Genomic DNA, 20,649 nt, shown 5'->3' with positions numbered 1-20,649 from the left:
TGTTGTTTATGGTTTAGAGTTTTTTGTTTAGGTGTAATATGTAGCCTAAAGCATAATGCATATAGCTTATAGCTTATAGCTTATAACTTAAAATTTTAATTCCTTCTGTGTTGATTTTAGAAAGAATCATGTTAAAATCAATTTGTTTGTCTTGATAGGTATTGTGAATGGTTTTGTAAACATTTTCAGCGGTTTCATCACCTCTACATAAAGTAAAAATTGTCGGGCCAGAACCTGAAATTCCTGCTCCTAAAGCTCCTGCCTTAATTGCTTGTTGCTTCACTTCATCAAAATGTGGAATCAGATGTTTACGAGCAGGTTCAACAATGATATCGGTTAAGGAGTCTGCGATTAATTGATAATCATTGGTATGTAGTCCGCTAATCAATCCGCCAACATTCGCCCATTGTGTAACTGCATCTTTTAAAGGAACTTCTTTCGGTAATACGTCCCTGGCATCTTTGGTTTTCACTTCAACTTGAGGATGGATTGCCACCACTCTTAAATCAGCAGGTACAGGAATTTTTACAATACTTAAAGGTTCGTAACTACGTACCAATGTAAAACCACCATAAATAGCCGCAGAGACATTATCAGCTATTGGAGTTCCGCAAGTGGCTTCTTCTCCTAACATTGCAAACTGTGTCAATTCAAGAGGAGAGAAGCTATTTCCTAATAACTGATTTACACCAAACGCAGCTCCCGCTGCACTGGCAGCACTACTTCCTAAACCACTTCCTGGAGTATATCCTTTGTGAATGGTGATGTCGATACCAAAATCAACTGGATGCTTTTCTAACATTGCTAGCGCAACCACTCCCGCAGCATTTACTTGTGGATCAGAAGGTAAATCAGCCCCAGTTATTTGGGTAATTTTGACACCTTTTATAGCTGTTTTGGTAAAAGTCATGGTATCTCCAACAGTTTCGAGTGCTAAACCTAAAGCATCAAATCCGCAGGAAACATTAGCAACAGTTGCAGGTGAAAATATTTTTATATAATTCATTTTTTTGCGATTAAAAACAAGTCGGTATCACCACCTTCTTGATATAGTTTGGTGTAATTTTCTAAAATTTTGAATCCTTGTGCTTCTAGAGTATCTATCAAATATGCTGGTTCATGATAATGAATAAACATCAAGTTTTTTCCATCTGAGCTAGAAGTAATACGAGAGTCTTTTTCGTAATCTCCAATCATGGTGCTGATGTATAATAATCCATTAGGGTTTAACATCGTAGCAGCATCCTTTATAAGTTTTAGAGCATCCTCTTTGGTAAGATACGGAAAACAAAATCCGAAGATGATTACGTCAAAACCTTCTTGTAAACTAGTAATATCTCTGCAATCTAGTACCTTAAATGAAGCATTTGGATTGTTTTGTCGGGCTAAATTTACCATGTTTTCAGCAGCATCCACTCCTAAAATGCTAAGTGTGGGATTTTGATCTAAAAGATAATTCGTGATCTTCCCAAAACCACAAGCTACATCCAACACATTATGGTGAGTTGACTCCATATGTTTTAAAAGGAGATTATAACTATGATTGTACACGGTATCATTGGCAAATTTATCTTGATACGCCTTTGCTACATTGTTATAGATTTGTATGATATTTTGATAATGATTTTCCATGTACTATTGATTTCCAATTCGTATCACGTCAGCAAAAATCCCAGAAGCAGTTACTTCAGCACCTGCACCCGCACCTTTTATTTGTAGTGGATTTACAGGATACCTATCTGTAAAAAACAATACGATGTTGTCGCTTCCTTCTAAATTATAAAAAGGATGGTCAAACGGAATATGCTGCAAGCCTACACTCGCTTTTCCATTGTTAAATTCAGCTACATATTTTAAGCGACAATTTTTATCGGTAGATTCTTTGTATGCTTGTTGAAAATGTGCCTCAAACTCAGTTAAAGAAGCGTAAAAATCATCATTATTGGTAGTTTCTAAACTCTTTTTAGGTAAAAACGAATTGTTTTCAATATCAGAAAGTTCCAAATCATAACCACTTTCACGTGCTAGAATTAATATTTTTCGAGCTACATCCACACCACTTAAATCAATTTTAGGGTCCGGTTCAGTGTATCCTTGTTCTTGTGCTTGTTGTACAACATCGTGAAATGAAGTATTCTCATTAAAATTATTGAACACAAAGTTTAAAGAACCCGATAACACCGCTTGTATTTTATGTACTCGATCACCAGAAGTAATTAAGTTTTTAAGCGTATCAATAATAGGCAAACCAGCACCCACATTGGTTTCATATAAAAATGGTACGCTGTACTTTTGAGAGATGTATTTTAACTTTTTGTAATTATCTAATTCAGAAGCACAGGCTATTTTATTACAAGTAACCACCCCAATATTGTTGGCTAAATAGTGTTCATATATCTCAGAAACTTTCTGATTAGCCGTATTATCAATAAAAACCGAATTACGAAGGTTCAATGCTTTTGTTCTTTCAAAAAAGCGCTCTAAAGTACTTGCTTCTCCGTTTTGTAATTGTTCTTTCCACGATTTTAAGCTGATACCACCTTCATCAAAAACCATTTGTTTAGAGTTGGAAATCCCAACCACACGCACATTTAGTTTTAACTGCTCTTTTAAGTACTTTTTTTGTTGATGGATTTGTGCTAAAAAGCGTTCACCCACATTTCCTACACCCGTAACAAACAAGTTTAATTGTTTTATTTTTTCTTCAAAAAACTGTTCGTGTAGCGTATTCAATGCTTTTTTAGCATCTGAACTATTGATAACAGCAGAAATGTTTTTTTCTGAAGCCCCTTGGGCAATAGCACGGATGTTTACATTGTTTTTGCCTAAAGAGCTGAACATTTGTCCGCTTAACCCTTGGTGATTTCTCATTTTATCACCTACCAAAGCAATAATTGCCAAGCCTTGTTCTACAATAATCGGATCTATTTTATGACGCTCTATTTCAAAAGCGAAAGCTTCGTTAATTTTTAAGGCTGCTTTTTCAGCATCTTCATCATAAATACCCACACAAATAGAATGTTCTGAAGAAGCTTGCGTGATTAATACCACATTGATGTTATGTGTCGATAAAGTTTCAAACAAACGTTTAGAAATGCCAGAAACACCTACCATGCCACTTCCTTCTAAAGTTAGCAATGTAATATTCTCGATATGAGAAATTCCTTTTACAGGTTTTCCGTTTTCGGTAATTTTAGAAATGAGTGTTCCTACATTTTCAGGTTCAAATGTATTCTTTATTCGAATAGGAATTTCCTTTTCCAATACCGGTTGAATGGTAGGAGGGTAGATAACCTTTGCCCCAAAATGTGATAATTCCATGGCTTCTTGATACGAAATATGAGGAATAGGAAATGCCTGCTTCACCATATGCGGATTTGCAGTGTACATACCACTAACATCTGTCCATATTTGTAATTCATCAGCATTTACAGCAGCCGCATAAATAGCCGCAGAATAATCGGAACCTCCACGTCCTAAAGTAGTTGATTTCCCTTCTTTTGTACGAGCTATAAATCCAGGTAACAAAGTTACTTGGTGCTTATTATTGTCAAAATACTCCTTACAATTGGAGTTGGTTAGTTGAAAATCAACTTGTGCTTTATCAAAAGCGTTGGAAGTAATGATCAATTCTCTACTGTCTTTATATACCACATCGAGTTTCTTACTAGCTATGCTTGCAATAATGTATGAAGATAATAATTCACCAAATCCACTAATCGTAGCTAGTGTTTTGGGGGTAATTTCGTTTAGTAACAAACAACCTTCTAACAAAGTTTTTAATTGTTTAAAAAGGGAAGTAATATACGTTTTAACTTCTTCTTGCTGATTATCAGGAACTAATTTTTCAATTACTTCAAAATGCAATTGTTCAACTTCTTTATAGTTTTCAAGGTAATTAGCATTGTTTTGGGCAGCTTGTTCTGCCGATGCGACGAGTTTATTAGTTGTTTTTCCAAAAGCAGAAACTACCACAATAAGTGGACTGTTTACAGAGGCATTGGCAACGATTTGTACTACTTTTTCTATATTTTGAGGATTGGCTACAGATGAACCACCAAATTTTAAAACGTTCATTTTAAAAAGGATAATAAATTAAAAATAAGATTTTTTAAGCTATTTATCTGTTTTCAAGTCTTTTGAAAAAATAAATATATACGGAAATACTATGTAGAAAAATAACCCCTAAAGGGTTGTAGTAATAATTGTGGTTGTAGTGCCAACAAAAGAAGCCGTAATATTTACAGCTGGAATAGAGATGATATTTCTTTTGTTGTTAAACATTTGGGTAAAATTATAAATTATTTTTAAAAAACAAGTGCATATGTTCTTTTTTTACAAAAAACCTTTTTTGATTGTACATAAAATACAACTATATTGCTAAAAAAATAAAAAGAATAAAATTGCTAAGAAATTTTGCATATCCTGCCAAAAAAGGAGTATCACGGTAAGTTTATTCTGTATATAAACTAGTTGTAAAGCATTTGACCGAATCGAATGAAAAGAATATTAATCATACTACCAATCATAATTTTATCAATGGGATTTTCTCTATTCAATAAACAGCCGAAAGAAGACAAATTTTGGAGTTGGTTTTCAAAAAATCAAGAAACATATTATAACGAGATTGAGAACCTTGAAATACGAGAAAAAATATTTAACGATTTATCGTCAGAATTAAAAAAAGTTCATCAAGATTTAGTTTTTGAATTTAGCCCAATTCACGAAAACGGAATTAGAGAATTTACGGTTTCAGCAGAAGGAATTAAGGAACTTTTCCCAACAGTTGAGAAATTAATAGAGAGGGCACCTAAAATTGAGAATTGGCAATTTAATGCTTTCAGACAAAGAATACCTGGAGATGAATTTGAAATACAATATGGAGATTTTAAAATCGGATATTCGGACATATATTTCAGATATGTAGATGGAGAATATGGAAAGCTCGGAATTGAACTAAATATTCGAGATTATAACGGAAATGGCCAAACCCAAAATGCTATTTACATCCTTTTAGACGGTTTAATTGGAGAATATGACATAACTATGGGAATTGATTGGATTGAATGGGTGAAATTGGACGAATCTAACATTGAGAATTTGAATCCAATAACAAGTTTAAGAACATTAATTGACCAAAAGAAAAATTAATAAAAACGCTTTACAACAATGGCTATACGTAATGCGGGGTAAAGTACTAAATTAAAGTTTCGGCTTATTTATCCACTCGCAGTTTAGATATTTATGAAACAAAAATTAACAAATATAAAAACGGCTCGCTACCGTTCGTGCAAGATTGAAAACTTCCGCTTTTCAATCCCGCACAAAGCCTAGCCAAAACCGTTAGTGGCAATGGCAGAACAACCGTATCCCTGAAATTAAACGGCTGAAAAATGACAACCTGACACAGAAAAAAATAATAAAAATCTACCACACAGGATTTTTTGCAGTACAAAATTCAACCTTGCTTCAACACCTTTTTCCTTTTAAAATACAAAGCTACATAAGACAAAACCGCACAAACAAGTCCAATCCAAATCATAGCCCAAATTGCACCCGAACATTGGGACAACGTTCCTTCTTCTATCAGCAAAATTCTGAATGCCTGTAAGAAATGCGTAAGCGGAATTACATTGGCAACAGCCACAACCCAATCGGGCATTTGCGAAAGCGGCCACGTAAATCCGCTCAAAATAAAGCTCGGAGTGGCTATAACCATCAGGACTTCGGTTGCTTTGAGCTGACTCGGAATCAATATGCTTACCAATATCCCGATAAAACATACCGACAACACGAAAATTCCCGCTACAAAGGTCAAAGCTCCCAGATTTTCATAAAACGGAATCCTGAACCAAAATGTAAACAGATAATACAAAATCCATATTCCGAAACTCATTATCAGATACGGAATTATCTTAACTGCCATTATTTTAAGTATGGATTTGTTTTCCGAAACCAATGTTCTGAAAGTTCCGTTTTCATATTCCGAAGCAAACGACAAAGCCAAGCCTAACAGCAAAACCTGTTGTAAAACCGTTGCCAAAATGCCAGGCCACAAAAAGTACATATAGTTCGTGCTTCGGTTGTATTTTTTAATAAATGTGGTTTTGAACGGCTCATATTGCGACATTGCCACACTTTCAGGCATTCCTTGTTTTTTAAGAGCTTCAATCTGAACTCCCGCTTTAAGTGTTCCTAAACAAATCTGAATGGCTGTCGAAGCATAATTGGCTGTTAAAACATTCGAAGTATTTACAATGGTAAGCACTTCGGGATACTTTTTGGTCATAACCTGCTTTTCAAAATCTTTCGGGATAATCACAACCGCAGGAATATTATCGTTTTCCGCTACGATTTTAGCTAAATCGTTCTGGTCATAACGGATAAAAGCCACATTTAAAACCTCATTATCCTGCATCATTTCAATAGCTTTTCGGCTCATCTGACTTTGGTCTTCATCAACCACCACAACAGGCAAATCCGTAACTTTTCCTTTCTGATAAACAAAACCTAAGAGTATTCCGTACATAATCGGAGCCCCGATAAAAAGCAACCGAAGCACACTGTTATCCCAAAACAAACGGAATTCCCTTTTTATAAGCGAAAAAAAGTTTTTCATAATTTCTTATTACAATTCTAAAGTAACCGTAGTTTTCGTAAACAAATCTTTAGCTTGTTCTATATCAATCGGACTGATTTTTATCTCAAAAAGACTCTCCTGAATTTCATAATCGGGATAAGCCGTTGCGATGTTTGCATAAGCTCCCAAAGCCTTAACCGAAGTTATTTTTCCCTTAACCTGACTTTTGTTATAGACTATATTGACGGTTACTTCCTGTCCTTTCTGAACCTTTGAAAGTCGGCTTTCGGGAATCGTAAAACGGAAATAAGTCGATTCCGAAATCGTTCCGCTAATCAAGGTATAACCGGGAAGAGCCAATTCTCCTGCTTTAAGCGTAACGGACTCTACCGTCATATCCTGTGGAGCAATGATATACCGCTCGGAATCCGCAACCGAAACTTCCTGTAAAGCTCCCAAAGCTCTTTCCTGTTGTCCCAAAGCCATTTTTTGCTGTTCGATTCTCGCTCCGTATTTCACATCCGAAATTTCAGCCTGAACAGCCAGATACTGCGATTGAGCTCCCTGATATTTGGCAAAAGCCTCGTCATACATCTGTTGCGAAACCAAAGAATCTTTAAGCATATTGGCTAATCGGTTAATGGATTTTTGAGCCAGTTCGTACTGTTCTTTGAGTGCTTTTTGTTTGGCATCAAGCTGTTTCAACTGATTATCGGTTGCTCCTTTCAAAGTCATATCATATTGGGCTTTTGCCGACTGAACAGCACCCTCTGCCTGACTTTTTTTGGCATCGACTTCGGGAATGTCCAAAATAGCAAGCGTATCGCCTTTCCTTACAAAATCTCCCTCCTGAATACGGATTTCAATGATTTTTCCCGGAATTTTCGATACGATTCCGATTTGTTCCCTTTCGATTTTTCCCTGAATAACCTCGGTTTTCGGCTTACTGCAACCGATAACGGAAATCACTACAACTAATAATAAATATATCTTTTTCATCACTTTTGATAATTTAGTTTAAAATGGTTTTGGTTAATTCTCCTGTTATGGAAAGTGTTTCTAAAGCGGACAGCCTTTGCTCTACTAAAATCTGAATTTTATTGGCTGATGCTTTAAACAAATCGTTTTCTGCTTCCAATCTTTCAGAAATGTTGATAAGCCCTTCCTGATATTGCCTTACAGCCATATTCAGATTGTTTGAAGCTACTTTTTCCTGTTCCAGACCGATTTGGTATTTCTGATTCTGAATCCTGTAATTCGCCAGGTTATTTTCCAAAAGCAAAGCAAATTTCTCTTTCGCGTCATCTAATTGATTTTGTACCTGTTCCGTATTTATCTTGGCTTCGTGAATTTTGTGCTTACGTTCAAATCCGCTGAAAATCTCCCACTTCATCGAAAGTCCTACCATCCAATTCGGACTCAACGTAAGTTCATTCATTCTTCCGTAAAGTCGGGAATTTACCATTGGAATTTCGGGAGTAATCATCGTAGCGTCAAAAAGGCTCGCATAAGTAACACCTCCGAATGCTCCCAAAACAGGAAGATAACTCCCTTTTTCTTTCTTAATCATATAATCCGATGCTTTTTTGAACGATTCCAAAGCTTTTAGCTCCTGTTTATTTTCAACCGATAAATCTTCCGAAATCACATAAGGAACAAGTAAATACTCTACTTCTTTGATTTGGTTTTCGGAATATCCCGTGAGGTAATTTATTTTTTGGTAAAGGACTTTTCGTTTTCCTTCCATTTCTATCTTTTTGGATTGTAATTCGAGATTTGCCAATTTGATTTTGTCCCTGTCATACGGAATGGCAAGTCCTTCTTCGATAGCTCTTTCTACTCTTTTGGTTTCTGTAGCCAAGCGTTTTTCGCTGTCATTCAGTAATTTTTCGACTTCGTTCAACAAGTGTACTTGGTCAAAGGAATGAATCACTTCTTTAATTAAACTTTCTTTTTCAGCCTCGGAAAGATAAGCCGTTCCGATTCGTTTTTGCTCCAAAGCCTTTGCTCCGTTTTCAATCTGAAAACCACTAAACAAAACCGTTTTTGCCATCAGGCTACCCATCAATAAGTTTCCGTAACTGTCAAACGATTGCTTTCCGTCAAAAACCGGCTGATTGATAACCGGAATGTTTCCTGTCGGTAAATCGAGCGTTATTTTCGTATCGAAATACATATAATTTGCCGAACCCTCTACTTTCGGAATGTATTTGTTCCAAACGCTTTTCTTTTCCGTACTGATTTTTTCCACTTCCAAATCTTTGTTTCGGATAGATGCGTTTTTGTCGATTGCTTCCTGAATTGCTTCCTGCAAAGACGAACTCATATCAATTTGAGCCTTTCCTTCAAAAGCCAAAAAACAGACAAGTATAGGCAGTAATTTTTTAATTTTCATTTTACCTCTAAATTTTGATATATTTTATGGAACACTTCTTTTACTGTCAATATATTTTCCACACTGATTCCTTTAATAGATTCTTCTACGGTAGCTTTGACAAGATTCATAACTTTTTCCTGTATTTGCTTCCCTTTTTTTGTCAGAAAAATCAAATTAGACCTTCTGTCGTTTACATCGGGTTTTCGCTTGACCAAACCGTCTTTTTCCATATTGTCAATCAAACGGGTTACGCTTGGTCTGTCCCGAAAGCTCTTATTTGCCAAATGCTGTTGCGAACAACCGTCATTTTCCCACAAAACAGCCAAAATAGACCATTGTTCCTTGGTTAATTCTACTTCATTCTGTCTGAAATTCTTATTCAAAATACGATTAAATGCCTGTGGTGTTCTACCCGTAAGCAGATTGTAAAAATCCTGATATTCTAAAATTGATTGCATAACCAACTGTTGTTTATGCAACAAAAGTATAACAAGTTTTTCAAACGAAACTGTTTTTTGAAAAAATTAACTTTTGGAGAAAAAGCAAAAGTTTTTTTAGTCTTTTGATTTACAGATAAATGAATCAAACAAAGAGTAAACAAACAGCCACAGCCACTAAAAAGGGTTTTGCTACGTTGGTGCTAAATTGAAAGTTTGTGCTTTCTAATCCTCTCCTTCGCAAAGCCCCGAACCGTTGTGTTTCATACTGATCAACCGCATATTTTAGCACTTTCGGTTTTTGCCAACGCTCAATTCTGCCACAAAAAACCAAAAGAGCTAAAATCCCCAACTCTTGAATTAAATATTCCATACAAAATCAAAGAATAAGTATAAAATTCCCATAGATAAAATTACCCTAAACGTATAGTAAAAGCCTTTAAACGTCTATTATACTTTAATAAGGTAGCTATTTGTTTCACTTTTGATGTGTAATTTAAAACACGCGTCAAATGAAACAACTACATACAATAGTAATACTTTTACTTGTTCAAATAGGGTTTTCGCAAACAGAAGACCTTTCAACTAAAAAAGTTTGGACACTAGAAGATTGCATTACCTACGCAATTGAAAACAATATCACGATAAAAGATGCAGCTTTAGACAAATCTCAAGCAGATGTAAATTATTTTGAAACCAAATCTTCAAGATTACCAAACCTAACAGGTTCGGCATCGCAAAGTTTTACAAACGGAAATTCCATAGACCCAATTACCAGCGATTATGTAAGCGACCAAAAAAATGGAACAATAAATTCCCATTTCTGTTTTTTGGTGGAGTTGCTTTAACCTTTGGACTTATAATTTTAATATTTCTAAAAGGATTTGATATTATGCCAAGAAATTCATTACCCGATTGTAAAAAACAATATGCTAATACTAAATATGAGAATATTGGAAATGAATTTTGTGAGTGTATTCATTCAAAAGGCAATGAGTTAGATGACTGTTTAGAAAATTTTTCGGAAAATAAAAAAAGAATGGAAAAGAATTAAAAGCGGAAAAGACTACGCGTAGCAACGTATATAGTTCATAGCTAATAAGTTGCTTAATCGAAGTTAAGCCATATTTGCAAAGTCGCCAAATTTTTAAATTTGATAATTTCCAATAAAAAAGATAAATAGCAAAATTTAAAAATCTGACTTGTGCTTAACCGAAAAACAGTAATTTAAAACCCGTAACTGACGGTTATACGAGCCGTCAGCTGTAATTAAAGATGAAAATTGAAACAATCTTCAAAGATTTAAAGGAAGACCTTCAATCGATAAACGAGAGGTCAAACGAAAGACTGCTAAAAGAGGAACAAGTTAGATCGAGTATTTACTATTCTTTGAGAAATCAAGGATATATTGTTGCTGCCGAGAGGAATTTTGATAAAAACTCTGAAATCGAATGTGATTTAGTTTTCTGGAACGATTCTAACAAAGAATCTTGGATGGAAATTAAAACTGCGAGATACTTTAATCTTAAAGGAGATGTAAGACGATTAGATAAAAATGGAAAAGATACTTGGAATAATAATCAAAGAGGACAATATCAAAGCTGGATAAAAGATATTGAGAAACTAAAAAAAATAGAAAACAAGGAGTTCCCAAAATATTTTGTGCTGGTCGAACAATGTAATGAAGAGTCTCTTTTTGACAAATTGTTAAATAAAAACTTATATGACATTAGGAATTATTTTGAGAATATCAACTATAATAAAATAGTGTTTGACCTAAAATGGAACAAAGCTCCAGTTGACAAATGCATTGTACGGATATTTGACTTAAAAAACTACAGCTAACAAAGTATCTTATGAAAAGCACTAGTCCAGTTTTTCAAAGTTAGTATTTCTCTCTGTAATTGTCTATTTTATAGAGGTGAATCGTGGATAAATTATAACTTATCCAACTCACTTACAATAAGATCACACCCATTTTTTAATTCTTCATCAGAAATGGTTAGTGGAGGAGTAATACGAATTGCTTTTCCTTCAAAAAGTAACCAGAATAAAATTAGCCCTTTATCTAAACAGTTTAAAATCACTTGCGAGGCTGCTTCAGGAGTATCTACTAATAAAGCAAGCATTAATCCTTTTCCTCTAATTTCTTTAACCGCAGGATGATTCTTAAAGGCATCACGAATAATTTTTTCTTTTCGTAAGGCTTCTTCCATTAAGTTAGAGGAAGTGATTTCTTGTACGGTAGCTAAACCAGCACTTGCAATTACAGGATGCCCTCCAAACGTAGTAATATGTCCTAATTTTGGGTGTTCTTTTAAACAGTTCATTATTTCAAAAGAAGCTATAAAAGCGCCGATTGGCATTCCGCCACCCAAACCTTTACCCGTAATTATGATATCTGGAGTAACGTTGTAATTTTCAAACCCCCAAAAGGTTCCTGTACGTCCAACTCCAGACTGGATTTCATCTAAAATTAATAAGACACCAACCTCTTCACAGCGTTGTTTTACTTTTGTTAAGTAGTTGTTTTTTGGCTCGATAAATCCTGCACCTCCTTGAATGGTTTCTAATATAACACCTGCTGTATTGGTAGTGATTTTTTCTAAATCTACTTCGTTGTTATATTCAATAAACTTAGTTCCTGGAATTAACGGACGAAATGCACGGTTTTGTTGCTCTGCTCCGCAAACACTCATAGCACCTTGCGTATTTCCGTGGTAGGCGTTTTTAGCGGCAATAATTTCACTTCTACCAGTAAAACGTTTGGCTAATTTTAAAGCACCTTCAGTAGCTTCGGTACCAGAGTTTACCAAATAAACAGACGAAAGGTTAGGAGGTAAGGTCGTGGCTAAGGCTTTGCACAATTCTACTTGTGGTTTTTGAATGAATTCTCCATACACCATTACGTGTGTATATTGTGCTAACTGATTTTTTATTGCCTCGTTTACCTTTGGATGATTATGTCCTAAACTATTGGCAGAAACTCCCGCAACGAAGTCTAACATAGCTTTTCCGTTGCTGTCATAAATATAACTACCGTTAGCATGTGAAATTTCAATAGCTAAGGGATGCGGAGTAGTTTGTCCTTGGTGTTTTAAAAAATCGTCTTTCACAGGAATTATTTTAATTCTTTAAGATTTGGTTTTTTTCGTTCTTTGCTCTCTTTTTTAGAAGATTCCTTTAAAAAGTTTTCTTTTGCTTCTTTTACAACATCTAACTCCTTTTTTTCTCTTGTTGGAGCAGTGTTAATCGTGTCTTTTACAAAAATGTCTTCAACAGTTAAGGGTTGTTCATCACCACGCCATAAAAATCCTTTAAATTTATGTTCTTCTGAAGGAAATTCAGAGGGAGGGTAGGTGGTTCCTTCCGATTTTTTAAAGTATTTGGTTTGCGCAATTTGTCCGTCTTCTAAAATAAACTCAATATCACTTGCTATTTCTTTGGTAATGGTTTCAAGCTTATGCGTTTTATCATTATTATTGAAGTATAACGATTCAGCATTACCAATAACCATCATCGTGCGTAGCTCATCATCTTCAAACTTTCCATAGATATTTCGCCCTTTTATTTGGTTGAAGTTTTCTTTATGAATTGAATCTTGTTGAATCATAAACGCATTTTGAAGTACTTTTAAGGAATCTAACTTATTGGTTTCTTTATTGGTTAATAATTGAATGCTATCTCCTGTAATTTGACTGTTTTTTGACCATAAAATAGGTCTTTTAAACATTCTTGTTAGCCCTGTTTCTTGGCTGGTGTGAATAGAATCGCACTTTCCTTGTAGGTCCGATTTGAATATTTTTACGTTGTTAAAAATACGTGCAATTCGTTTTTCAGGCTTTCCGGTAAGTAAAATTTTATCACCAGCAACGTGCATCGAATCTTTTTCAAAAACAGAAATAGCAACGGCTCTATCAATAATGAATAAAGAATCTTTCTGCTCGTATAACTCTGCATAGTTTCCTTTTGCAACCATGTTCTGAACAGTATCAACCACTTTGATGTTGTTGGTAGCAGAAGCAAAGCCTTTTCGTTTATCATAATATAAACTGTCGGCAGAAACAGTACGTTCTTTTAAGAATAACTTGGCATTTTTTACGAAGTAAGAAATATCGGTATTGGTGTCGTAAAAACCTCTTTCAGAATATACTTTGGTACTGTCTTTTAAATTGGTAATGGTACTAGGCCCATATAAATAGGCTAACTGTGTGTTGGTATAATAATCTAAATGATCAGATTCTAAATGATTTTCAGGGTTAAGAACTGTTACTTTTGATTGCGCTGTAAATTTTTTATCCCTTAAAAGATAGGTTCCTTTTACACTTTTTAGCGTGTTTTTGGTGTCTTTAATCGTTCCGCCACTAGGATAATATAATATTTGGTTGATTCTATCGAAATGAAGCGTATCGGTTTTTAGCGTCATTTCTTTATCGTTAATTTCTACATTTCCCCAAGATTTCGCTTTTTTCGTATTTCCGTCATAGGTAGCAAAATCACTGTATTGAATAATCGTGTCTCCTTGTTCAATTACTACTTCACCAATGGCTTTAAATAAGTTTTTGTCTTTATATAATAAGGCTCTTTGGCAGTCTAGCGTAGCACCTTCGTGCGACATTTTTACCTTTCCAATTAATAAGGTTGCCCCAGGGTACTTGCTTTCATCAGCGGTACTTAGTTCGGTAGAAAGGATTTTGATTTTTTTTGTTTGAGAAAAACTTACAACAGAGAATAATATAAAAGCTAGTAGAAATAGTTTTTTCAAAATAATACGATTTAATGCACAAAAATAATGAAAAGAACATGCCAAAAATCTTAATAAAGAAATAAAATTATCAAGATAAATAAAAGGCTGTCTTTTAGTAAATGGTTAATTTTGCAACAAATTAAAAAAATATAAAGATATGAGCGCTCATTTTGATTTATCAAAAGAAGAGATGAAATCTTACGGATATAAAATAGTTGATATAATTGCTGAACACTGGGATACTCTAGATCAGCAAAAACCTGTAGCAAGTGCTACCAGAAAAGAAATGGATAGTATTTTCTTACAAGAAGCACCTGCAGAAGGTATGCCTGCTGAAAAAGTGTTAGACTTTGTGATGGATAACGTAATGCCTAATAGTACTGTTGTTTCGCACCCTAAAGCTTTTTCATTTGTACCTGGTCCTAGTAATTTTATTAGTACGATGGCTGATAGTTTAGCTACAGGATTCAATATTTTTTCTGGTGGATGGATGGTTTCTCCAGCAGCAGCTGAGTTAGAAATTGTAACGATGAACTGGTTACTTAAAATGTACAATTTCCCTGTTGAAAAAGGAGGGGGAATTTTTACTAGTGGTGGTTCGATGGCAAACTTAACTGCTTTGGCTACAGCAAGACGTTTAAAGTGTGGAGATGATTTTTCAAAGGCAGTTATTTATTTGTCAGATCAAGCACACTCTTCAAACATTAAAGCGATTCGCGTTTTAGGATTTAAGAAAGAACAAATTCGAATTTTACCTACAGATATCGAATTCAGAATTAGTATCAACAAGTTAAAAAATGCGATAGCAAAAGATAGGTTAGAAGGATTACAGCCATTTTGTTATATAGCTTCAGCAGGAACAACGAATACAGGTACTGTAGATCCTTTAAATGATATTGCAGATATTTGTGAAGAAGAAAACCTTTGGTTTCATATTGATGGAGCTTATGGTGGAGCAGCAATCTTATCTGAAAAAGGAGCTAAAGCTTTACGAGGTATAGAACGAGCAGATTCGTTAACGGTAGACCCGCATAAATGGTTTTATCAACCTTATGAAATAGGTTGCTTATTAGTAAAAGATTCTTCTTGGTTAAGTAATACGTTTAGTGAAAAACCTGAGTATTTACGTGATATTGAAGGAAATGAATCTGAAATTAACTTTTATGACTACGGAATTCAGTTAACGAGACGTTTTAGAGCGTTGAAATTCTACATGTCTATCAAAACTTACGGATTAAATGTTTTTAAAGAAGCAGTAAGTTATAATATTCAATTAGCGGATGATGTAGAAAAGATGCTGCGTAAAAGTAGAAACTGGGAAATTATTTCACCAGCTACCTTGGCGGTTATCAATTTTAGATACAACCCTATCGGATTAAACTTATCAGAAAAAGAATTAGATGAGTTAAATCAGAAAATATCTCAAAGAATTATGGATTCTAGAGAAGCATTATTAGTAACTACAATACTTAATAAACAAGTAGTATTAAGGATGTGTTTAATTAATCCGAAAACTACGATGGAAGACATTAAAGAAATACTTTTACTGTGTAATAAGTTTGGAGAGGAAATATTAAATAATTAATAATAAAAAAGGGCATAATGCCCTTTTTTTGTTTCATGATAAAAATCATATTTTAATTTTATAACTTGTAGTAATTTCGTCAATATAAAAGATAAAAAAATCTTTTATTGAAAATTAATATTAACAACTACATCAATAAAAACAAAATGAGAAAAGTAAAATCAATTGCAGTAGTATTAGCAGCGATGTTAGTTTTAACAAGTTGTAAAAGTGAAAAGCCAAAAGATTTAGCAATGGTAGATACTTCTACAATTGCTATAAAGGGTACTATGGAAGCTGAATTAACAGCACCACCGTACGTTCCTGCACCAGTAGGTGACAGAACAGCTAAAAAGCTGATAGTAAAAATGGAAATTCTTGAAGAAAAAGGAACAATGACCGATGGGGTAGAGTATGTTTATTGGACTTTTGGAGGAACCGTTCCAGGAAGTTTTATTCGAACTAGAGTAGGAGATGAAGTAGAATTTACTTTATCTAATCACCCTGACAACAGATTGCCTCATAATATCGATTTACATGCGGTTACAGGACCAGGAGGAGGAGCAACTTCTTCATTTGTAGCTCCAGGACAAGAAAAAACATTTTCATTTAAAACATTAAATCCTGGATTGTATGTGTACCACTGTGCTACTGCACCTGTTGGAATGCACATAGCAAACGGAATGTACGGATTAATCTTAGTAGAGCCTGAAGGAGGTTTGCCTAAAGTAGACAAAGAGTACTACATTATGCAGGGAGATTTCTATACGAAAGGAGAAAACGGAGAACCAGGTTTACAAGCTTTTGATATGAGAAAAGCAGTAGATGAAGATGCAGATTATGTAGTGTTTAACGGAAGTGTAGGAGCTTTAACAGGAGATAAAGCCATTACAGCTAACGTTGGAGAAACAGTACGTTTGTATGTAGGAAACGGAGGTCCTAACTTAACATCATCTTTCCATGTTATTGGTGAAATTTTTGACAGTGTTTATATAGAAGGAGGATCTTTAGTAAATAAAGACGTTCAAACAACATTAATTCCTGCTGGTGGAGCAGCGATTGTAGATTTTAAAGTAGATACTCCAGGAACATTTATTTTAGTAGATCACGCTATTTTTAGAGCCTTTAACAAAGGAGCTTTAGCAATGCTAAAAGTAAATGGAGAAGAAAACAAGAAAATTTATTCAGGTGTAAAACAAGAAGGAATTTATAATCCAGAAGGAGGTACTATTCAAGAAATGCCTAATGGTAAAAAAGAGGAAGTTAAGAAACCTCAAGAAAAAACATTGGCTCAAAAAATTGAAGCAGGTAAACAAATATACACTCAAACATGTTTTGCTTGTCACCAAGTCAATGGAGAAGGAATTCCGAATGCTTTCCCTCCTTTAGCAAAATCTGATTACTTAAACGCAGATGTTAAACGTGCTATTGATATTGTATTGCATGGTATTTCAGGAGAAATTACTGTAAACGGTCAAAAATACAACAGTGTAATGACCAAACAAGCTTTAAGTGATGAAGAAGTGGCAGACGTACTTACTTACGTATATAACTCTTGGGGTAACAACAAAACAAATGTTAGTGTTAACTCTGTAGTAGAAGTAAGAAGTACTCACTAAAAGTATAGTAAAAACTAAAATTTAAAGAAATGAAGACTATTTTAAGATTGACAATTTGTATATTTTTCTTTGGCATTTCCAATATGAATTGTCAATCTAAAATGGTTCAAATTAAAGGAGGAACTTATATTCCTCTATACGGAAGAGATTCTGCACAAGTAACCATTAATGATTTTTTTATAGATGTTTATCCTGTAACTAACGAAGATTTTTTACAGTTTGTAAAAGAAAATCCGAAGTGGAAAAGATCTAAAGTAGTAAGGCTTTTTGCAGACAAAAGTTATCTTATCGATTGGAAAAGTGATATTGAAATAGGAGATAAGCTTAAATTAAACTCACCCGTAACCAATATATCTTGGTTTGCTGCGAAATGTTATTGTGAAGAGCAAGGTAAAAGATTAGCAACTGTTGATGAATGGGAATATGTAGCTATGGCAAACCAAACATTGCCCGATGCACGAACTTTAAAAACCTACAACGAATACATTTTAAGCTGGTATGAAAAACCAAGAACTTTTGACGATGAAATAGGATCAACATTTAAAAACTATTGGGGTGTATATGATATGCATGGTTTAGTTTGGGAATGGACATCTGATTTTAACTCGGTATTAGTATCAGGAGAATCTAGAAAAGATGTAGATAACGATAGCAACTTATTTTGTGGTAGCGCCGCAGTAGGATCAACAGATTTAATGAATTATGCAGCCTTTATGCGTTATGCAACACGAGGTAGTTTAAAAGCTAAAAACACTATGAAAAACCTAGGCTTTAGGTGTGTAAAAGATAAAAATATAGAACAATGAAAGTAGTAAAAATAGTAACAATAATTCTTTTTTCAATACTAGTATTCAATTCTTGTAAAACTGAAAAAAGCAAGATAAGTTCAAGTGTAGTTTATGAATGTCCTATGTTTTGCGAAGGAGATAAAACTTATACAGAAGAAGGAAGTTGCCCCGTTTGTAAAATGGATTTAGTGCCAAAAAAGAAAAAAGAAGCTAAAGAGTTAGCGACTGATATTTCTGAAAGTTCTATATTTAATTTAACCTCTGTTTGGAAAACAGAAGAAAATGTAAGTATTCATTTAGAAGATTTAAGAGGAAAAACCTTGGTTATGGTAATGATTTACACAACGTGTAAAGCTGCTTGTCCGAGATTGGTTGCCGATATGCGTAATATTGAATCAAAAATACCAGAAGAATATAATGATGATTTACAATATGTTTTAGTAAGTATTGATCCTAAAAATGATACTCCTGAAAAATTAAAAGCTTTTGCCATAGAAAACTTTATGGATGATGAATATTGGACTTTTTTACAAGGAACAGAAGAATCTGTCAGAGAATTTGCCAATGTGTTAGCTGTGAAGTACAAACAAATTTCTCCGTTAGATTTTTCACATTCAAATATCATAAGTGTATTCAATCCGGAAGGAGAATTAGTGCATCAACAAGAAGGTTTGGGTGTGGATAATAAAGAAACGATTGCAAGTATTTTAGAAACTGTTAAAAAATAGTTTTACAATAGTTCTTCTAAAAGAACATAAAAAAAGGAGCTCTAATTGAGCTCCTTTTAAATTTATCTATTAATTGTCTGCTTTCTATCAGGTCCTACTGAAACGATCTTTACAGGTACTCCTGTTTCCTTTTCAATAAAAGAGATATACTCTAATAAGTTTTGAGGTAACTCATCAGCAGAAGACATTTTTGTTAAATCATCTTCCCAACCTTTAAACTCAGTATAGTTAACTGTTACATTTTCTGGCTCGATGTTATAAGGTAAATGAGAAATCTGTTCACCTTTATAGTTGTAAGAAGTACATACTTTTAAAGTGTCAAAACCAGATAATACATCACCTTTCATCATCATTAATTGCGTAACACCGTTTACATCAACAGCATATTTTAAAGCAACTAAATCTAACCATCCACAACGACGAGGACGACCAGTTGTAGCACCAAATTCATGACCAACTTTAGCCATAGTAGCTCCGTCTTCGTCAAATAATTCAGTTGGGAAAGGTCCTGAACCTACACGAGTAGTGTATGCCTTAAAAATACCAAATACCTCACCAATTCTGTTAGGAGCAACTCCTAAACCAGTACAAGCACCAGCAGCGGTAGTGTTTGAAGAAGTTACGAATGGATACGTACCAAAATCAATATCTAATAACGATCCTTGGGCTCCTTCAGCTAAGATAGTTTTACCTTCTTTAATAGCGTTGTTTAAAAACTCTTCAGAATCGATAAATTGTAATGTTTTTAATTTATCAATACCTCTAGAAAATTCAGCTTCTAACTCATCTAAATCGTAATCGATTTGTACATCAAAGTATGCTAACATACTTAAATGCTTTTCAGTTAAAGCTCTATATTTTTCTTTCCAGTTGTCTAATTCTAAATCACCAACACGCATTCCGTTTCTACCAGTTTTGTCCATGTAAGTTGGTCCAATTCCTTTTAATGTAGAACCGATTTTTGCTTTTCCTTTTGAAGTTTCAGAAGCTGCGTCTAATAATCGGTGTGTAGGTAAAATTAAGTGTGCTTTACGAGAAATTAATAATTTAGATGTATAATCGATATTGTGCGTATCTAAATTTTCTAATTCTCTTTGAAATATAACAGGATCGATAACTACTCCGTTACCCACCACGTTTAAAGCTGTTTTATGAAAAATTCCTGAAGGAATTGTGTGTAATACGTGCTTGTTTCCGTCAAAAATTAAGGTATGACCTGCGTTAGGACCTCCTTGAAAACGAGCAATAATATCGTAGTTTTTTGTTAATACGTCTACAATTTTACCTTTTCCTTCGTCTCCCCATTGTAAACCAAGTAATAAATCTACTGCCATTTAGTGTGTTGTTAAGTGTATGTTTTTATTTGTTGTTTCTTTTTGTTCCGTAGAAATAAAGTGAGTGATTGTGAATATCAATATCAAAAACCTCTTCAATTGTTTTTTTGATGATTTGAATTCGTGGGTCACAAAATTCTTTTACCTCACCAGAATCTGTAAGAATTACATGATCATGGTTTTTATCGAAGTAACTTTTTTCATAACGCGCCATTGATTGTCCATCAAACTGATGTTTACGAACCAATCCACAATCTAATAACAAATCCATCGTATTGTATAGCGTAGCTCTACTTACACGATAGTTTTTGTTTTTCATTTTAATATACAAAGATTCGATATCAAAATGCTCATCAGCATCGTAAATCTCTTGTAAAATAGCATAACGTTCAGGTGTTTTACGATGCTTGTTTTCTTCTAGAAAAGAAGTAAACACTTTTTTTACAATTTCTTGATTTTCTGCTGAATTACTCAT

At 34.1% G+C, this 20,649-nt stretch carries 20 protein-coding genes; 8 read left to right on the top strand and 12 right to left on the bottom strand.

Annotated features, from left to right (window positions below; genetic code table 11):
* Positions 1 to 73: 73 nt before the first annotated feature.
* From ACR9ES_RS02030 to thrA, 3 genes are read right to left on the bottom strand one after another with little or no spacing between them, the layout of a single operon-like run.
* The gene (locus ACR9ES_RS02030; protein ID WP_435254908.1) at positions 74 to 1,006 is read right to left on the bottom strand and encodes a homoserine kinase; all 933 of its coding nucleotides are present in this window, start codon (positions 1,004 to 1,006) and stop codon (positions 74 to 76) included.
* Positions 1,003 to 1,632 (bottom strand): class I SAM-dependent methyltransferase, encoded by a 630-nt coding sequence (locus ACR9ES_RS02025; protein WP_435254907.1) that lies wholly within the window; start codon positions 1,630 to 1,632, stop codon positions 1,003 to 1,005. Before ACR9ES_RS02025 ends, ACR9ES_RS02030 begins: the two co-directional genes overlap by 4 nt.
* Positions 1,633 to 1,635: 3 nt before the next feature.
* Positions 1,636 to 4,077, bottom strand: a complete 2,442-nt coding sequence (gene thrA / locus ACR9ES_RS02020) for a bifunctional aspartate kinase/homoserine dehydrogenase I (RefSeq protein ID WP_435254906.1) — start codon at positions 4,075 to 4,077, stop codon at positions 1,636 to 1,638.
* Between the two features lie 420 nt (positions 4,078 to 4,497).
* On the opposite strand from thrA, the gene ACR9ES_RS02015 reads away from it, so the two are divergent.
* Complete coding sequence (locus tag ACR9ES_RS02015) at positions 4,498 to 5,151, top strand: hypothetical protein (RefSeq protein ID WP_435254905.1); 654 nt, start codon at positions 4,498 to 4,500, stop codon at positions 5,149 to 5,151.
* A gap of 307 nt (positions 5,152 to 5,458) precedes the next feature.
* On the opposite strand, the gene ACR9ES_RS02010 is transcribed toward ACR9ES_RS02015, so the two are convergent.
* The 5 genes from ACR9ES_RS02010 to ACR9ES_RS01990 form a co-directional block, all read right to left on the bottom strand.
* A complete protein-coding gene (locus tag ACR9ES_RS02010; protein WP_435254904.1) occupies positions 5,459 to 6,619 on the bottom strand; it encodes an ABC transporter permease in 1,161 nt (386 codons plus the stop codon).
* Positions 6,620 to 6,628: 9 nt separating this feature from the next.
* Positions 6,629 to 7,579, bottom strand: coding sequence for an HlyD family secretion protein (locus ACR9ES_RS02005; protein WP_435254903.1), 951 nt, complete (start codon positions 7,577 to 7,579; stop codon positions 6,629 to 6,631).
* A 13-nt stretch (positions 7,580 to 7,592) separates the two neighbouring features.
* The gene (locus ACR9ES_RS02000) at positions 7,593 to 8,975 is read right to left on the bottom strand and encodes a TolC family protein (protein ID WP_435254902.1); all 1,383 of its coding nucleotides are present in this window, start codon (positions 8,973 to 8,975) and stop codon (positions 7,593 to 7,595) included.
* Positions 8,972 to 9,415 (bottom strand): MarR family winged helix-turn-helix transcriptional regulator, encoded by a 444-nt coding sequence (locus ACR9ES_RS01995; protein WP_435254901.1) that lies wholly within the window; start codon positions 9,413 to 9,415, stop codon positions 8,972 to 8,974. Before ACR9ES_RS01995 ends, ACR9ES_RS02000 begins: the two co-directional genes overlap by 4 nt.
* A gap of 124 nt (positions 9,416 to 9,539) precedes the next feature.
* The gene (locus tag ACR9ES_RS01990; RefSeq protein ID WP_435254900.1) at positions 9,540 to 9,767 is read right to left on the bottom strand and encodes a hypothetical protein; all 228 of its coding nucleotides are present in this window, start codon (positions 9,765 to 9,767) and stop codon (positions 9,540 to 9,542) included.
* 139 nt (positions 9,768 to 9,906) lie between these two features.
* Here ACR9ES_RS01990 and ACR9ES_RS01985 point away from each other — a divergent pair, with 139 nt between their 5' ends.
* The 3 genes from ACR9ES_RS01985 to ACR9ES_RS01975 all read left to right on the top strand — a co-directional run bounded on the left by ACR9ES_RS01985 (position 9,907) and on the right by ACR9ES_RS01975 (position 11,239).
* Positions 9,907 to 10,242 (top strand): hypothetical protein, encoded by a 336-nt coding sequence (locus ACR9ES_RS01985; protein WP_435254899.1) that lies wholly within the window; start codon positions 9,907 to 9,909, stop codon positions 10,240 to 10,242.
* A gap of 44 nt (positions 10,243 to 10,286) precedes the next feature.
* Positions 10,287 to 10,448: a hypothetical protein gene (locus ACR9ES_RS01980; RefSeq protein WP_435254898.1), complete on the top strand. Its 162-nt coding sequence runs from the start codon at positions 10,287 to 10,289 to the stop codon at positions 10,446 to 10,448.
* Positions 10,449 to 10,669: 221 nt separating this feature from the next.
* Positions 10,670 to 11,239: a hypothetical protein gene (locus tag ACR9ES_RS01975; protein ID WP_435254897.1), complete on the top strand. Its 570-nt coding sequence runs from the start codon at positions 10,670 to 10,672 to the stop codon at positions 11,237 to 11,239.
* A 92-nt stretch (positions 11,240 to 11,331) separates the two neighbouring features.
* Here the strand turns inward: ACR9ES_RS01975 and ACR9ES_RS01970 are convergent, their stop codons facing one another.
* Both ACR9ES_RS01970 and ACR9ES_RS01965 read right to left on the bottom strand, forming a co-directional pair.
* On the bottom strand, positions 11,332 to 12,510 hold the full coding sequence (locus ACR9ES_RS01970; protein WP_435254896.1) for an aspartate aminotransferase family protein: 1,179 nt from the start codon (positions 12,508 to 12,510) through the stop codon (positions 11,332 to 11,334).
* A 5-nt stretch (positions 12,511 to 12,515) separates the two neighbouring features.
* Positions 12,516 to 14,159, bottom strand: coding sequence for an OstA-like protein (locus ACR9ES_RS01965; protein ID WP_435254895.1), 1,644 nt, complete (start codon positions 14,157 to 14,159; stop codon positions 12,516 to 12,518).
* A 139-nt stretch (positions 14,160 to 14,298) separates the two neighbouring features.
* Here ACR9ES_RS01965 and ACR9ES_RS01960 point away from each other — a divergent pair, with 139 nt between their 5' ends.
* The 4 genes from ACR9ES_RS01960 (at position 14,299) to ACR9ES_RS01945 (ending at position 18,840) form a co-directional block, all read left to right on the top strand.
* On the top strand, positions 14,299 to 15,726 hold the full coding sequence (locus ACR9ES_RS01960; RefSeq protein ID WP_435254894.1) for a pyridoxal phosphate-dependent decarboxylase family protein: 1,428 nt from the start codon (positions 14,299 to 14,301) through the stop codon (positions 15,724 to 15,726).
* A gap of 185 nt (positions 15,727 to 15,911) precedes the next feature.
* Positions 15,912 to 17,324 carry a copper-containing nitrite reductase gene (gene nirK, locus ACR9ES_RS01955; RefSeq protein WP_435255613.1) on the top strand — a complete coding sequence of 471 codons (1,413 nt, stop codon included), beginning with the start codon at positions 15,912 to 15,914 and terminating at the stop codon, positions 17,322 to 17,324.
* 29 nt (positions 17,325 to 17,353) lie between these two features.
* Complete coding sequence (locus ACR9ES_RS01950; protein ID WP_435254893.1) at positions 17,354 to 18,130, top strand: formylglycine-generating enzyme family protein; 777 nt, start codon at positions 17,354 to 17,356, stop codon at positions 18,128 to 18,130.
* Entirely contained in the window at positions 18,127 to 18,840 is a 714-nt protein-coding gene (locus tag ACR9ES_RS01945; protein WP_435254892.1) for an SCO family protein, read from the top strand. Before ACR9ES_RS01950 ends, ACR9ES_RS01945 begins: the two co-directional genes overlap by 4 nt.
* 62 nt (positions 18,841 to 18,902) lie before the next feature.
* Here the strand turns inward: ACR9ES_RS01945 and ACR9ES_RS01940 are convergent, their stop codons facing one another.
* Positions 18,903 to 20,174, bottom strand: a complete 1,272-nt coding sequence (locus ACR9ES_RS01940; protein ID WP_435254891.1) for an adenylosuccinate synthase — start codon at positions 20,172 to 20,174, stop codon at positions 18,903 to 18,905.
* Positions 20,175 to 20,199: 25 nt separating this feature from the next.
* Positions 20,200 to 20,649, bottom strand: coding sequence for a Fur family transcriptional regulator (locus ACR9ES_RS01935; RefSeq protein ID WP_435254890.1), 450 nt, complete (start codon positions 20,647 to 20,649; stop codon positions 20,200 to 20,202).

Source organism: Tenacibaculum sp. A30 (genome assembly GCF_051200845.1).
Classification (GTDB): Bacteria; Bacteroidota; Bacteroidia; order Flavobacteriales; family Flavobacteriaceae; genus Polaribacter.
This window is presented reverse-complemented; position numbering and strand designations above follow the sequence as displayed.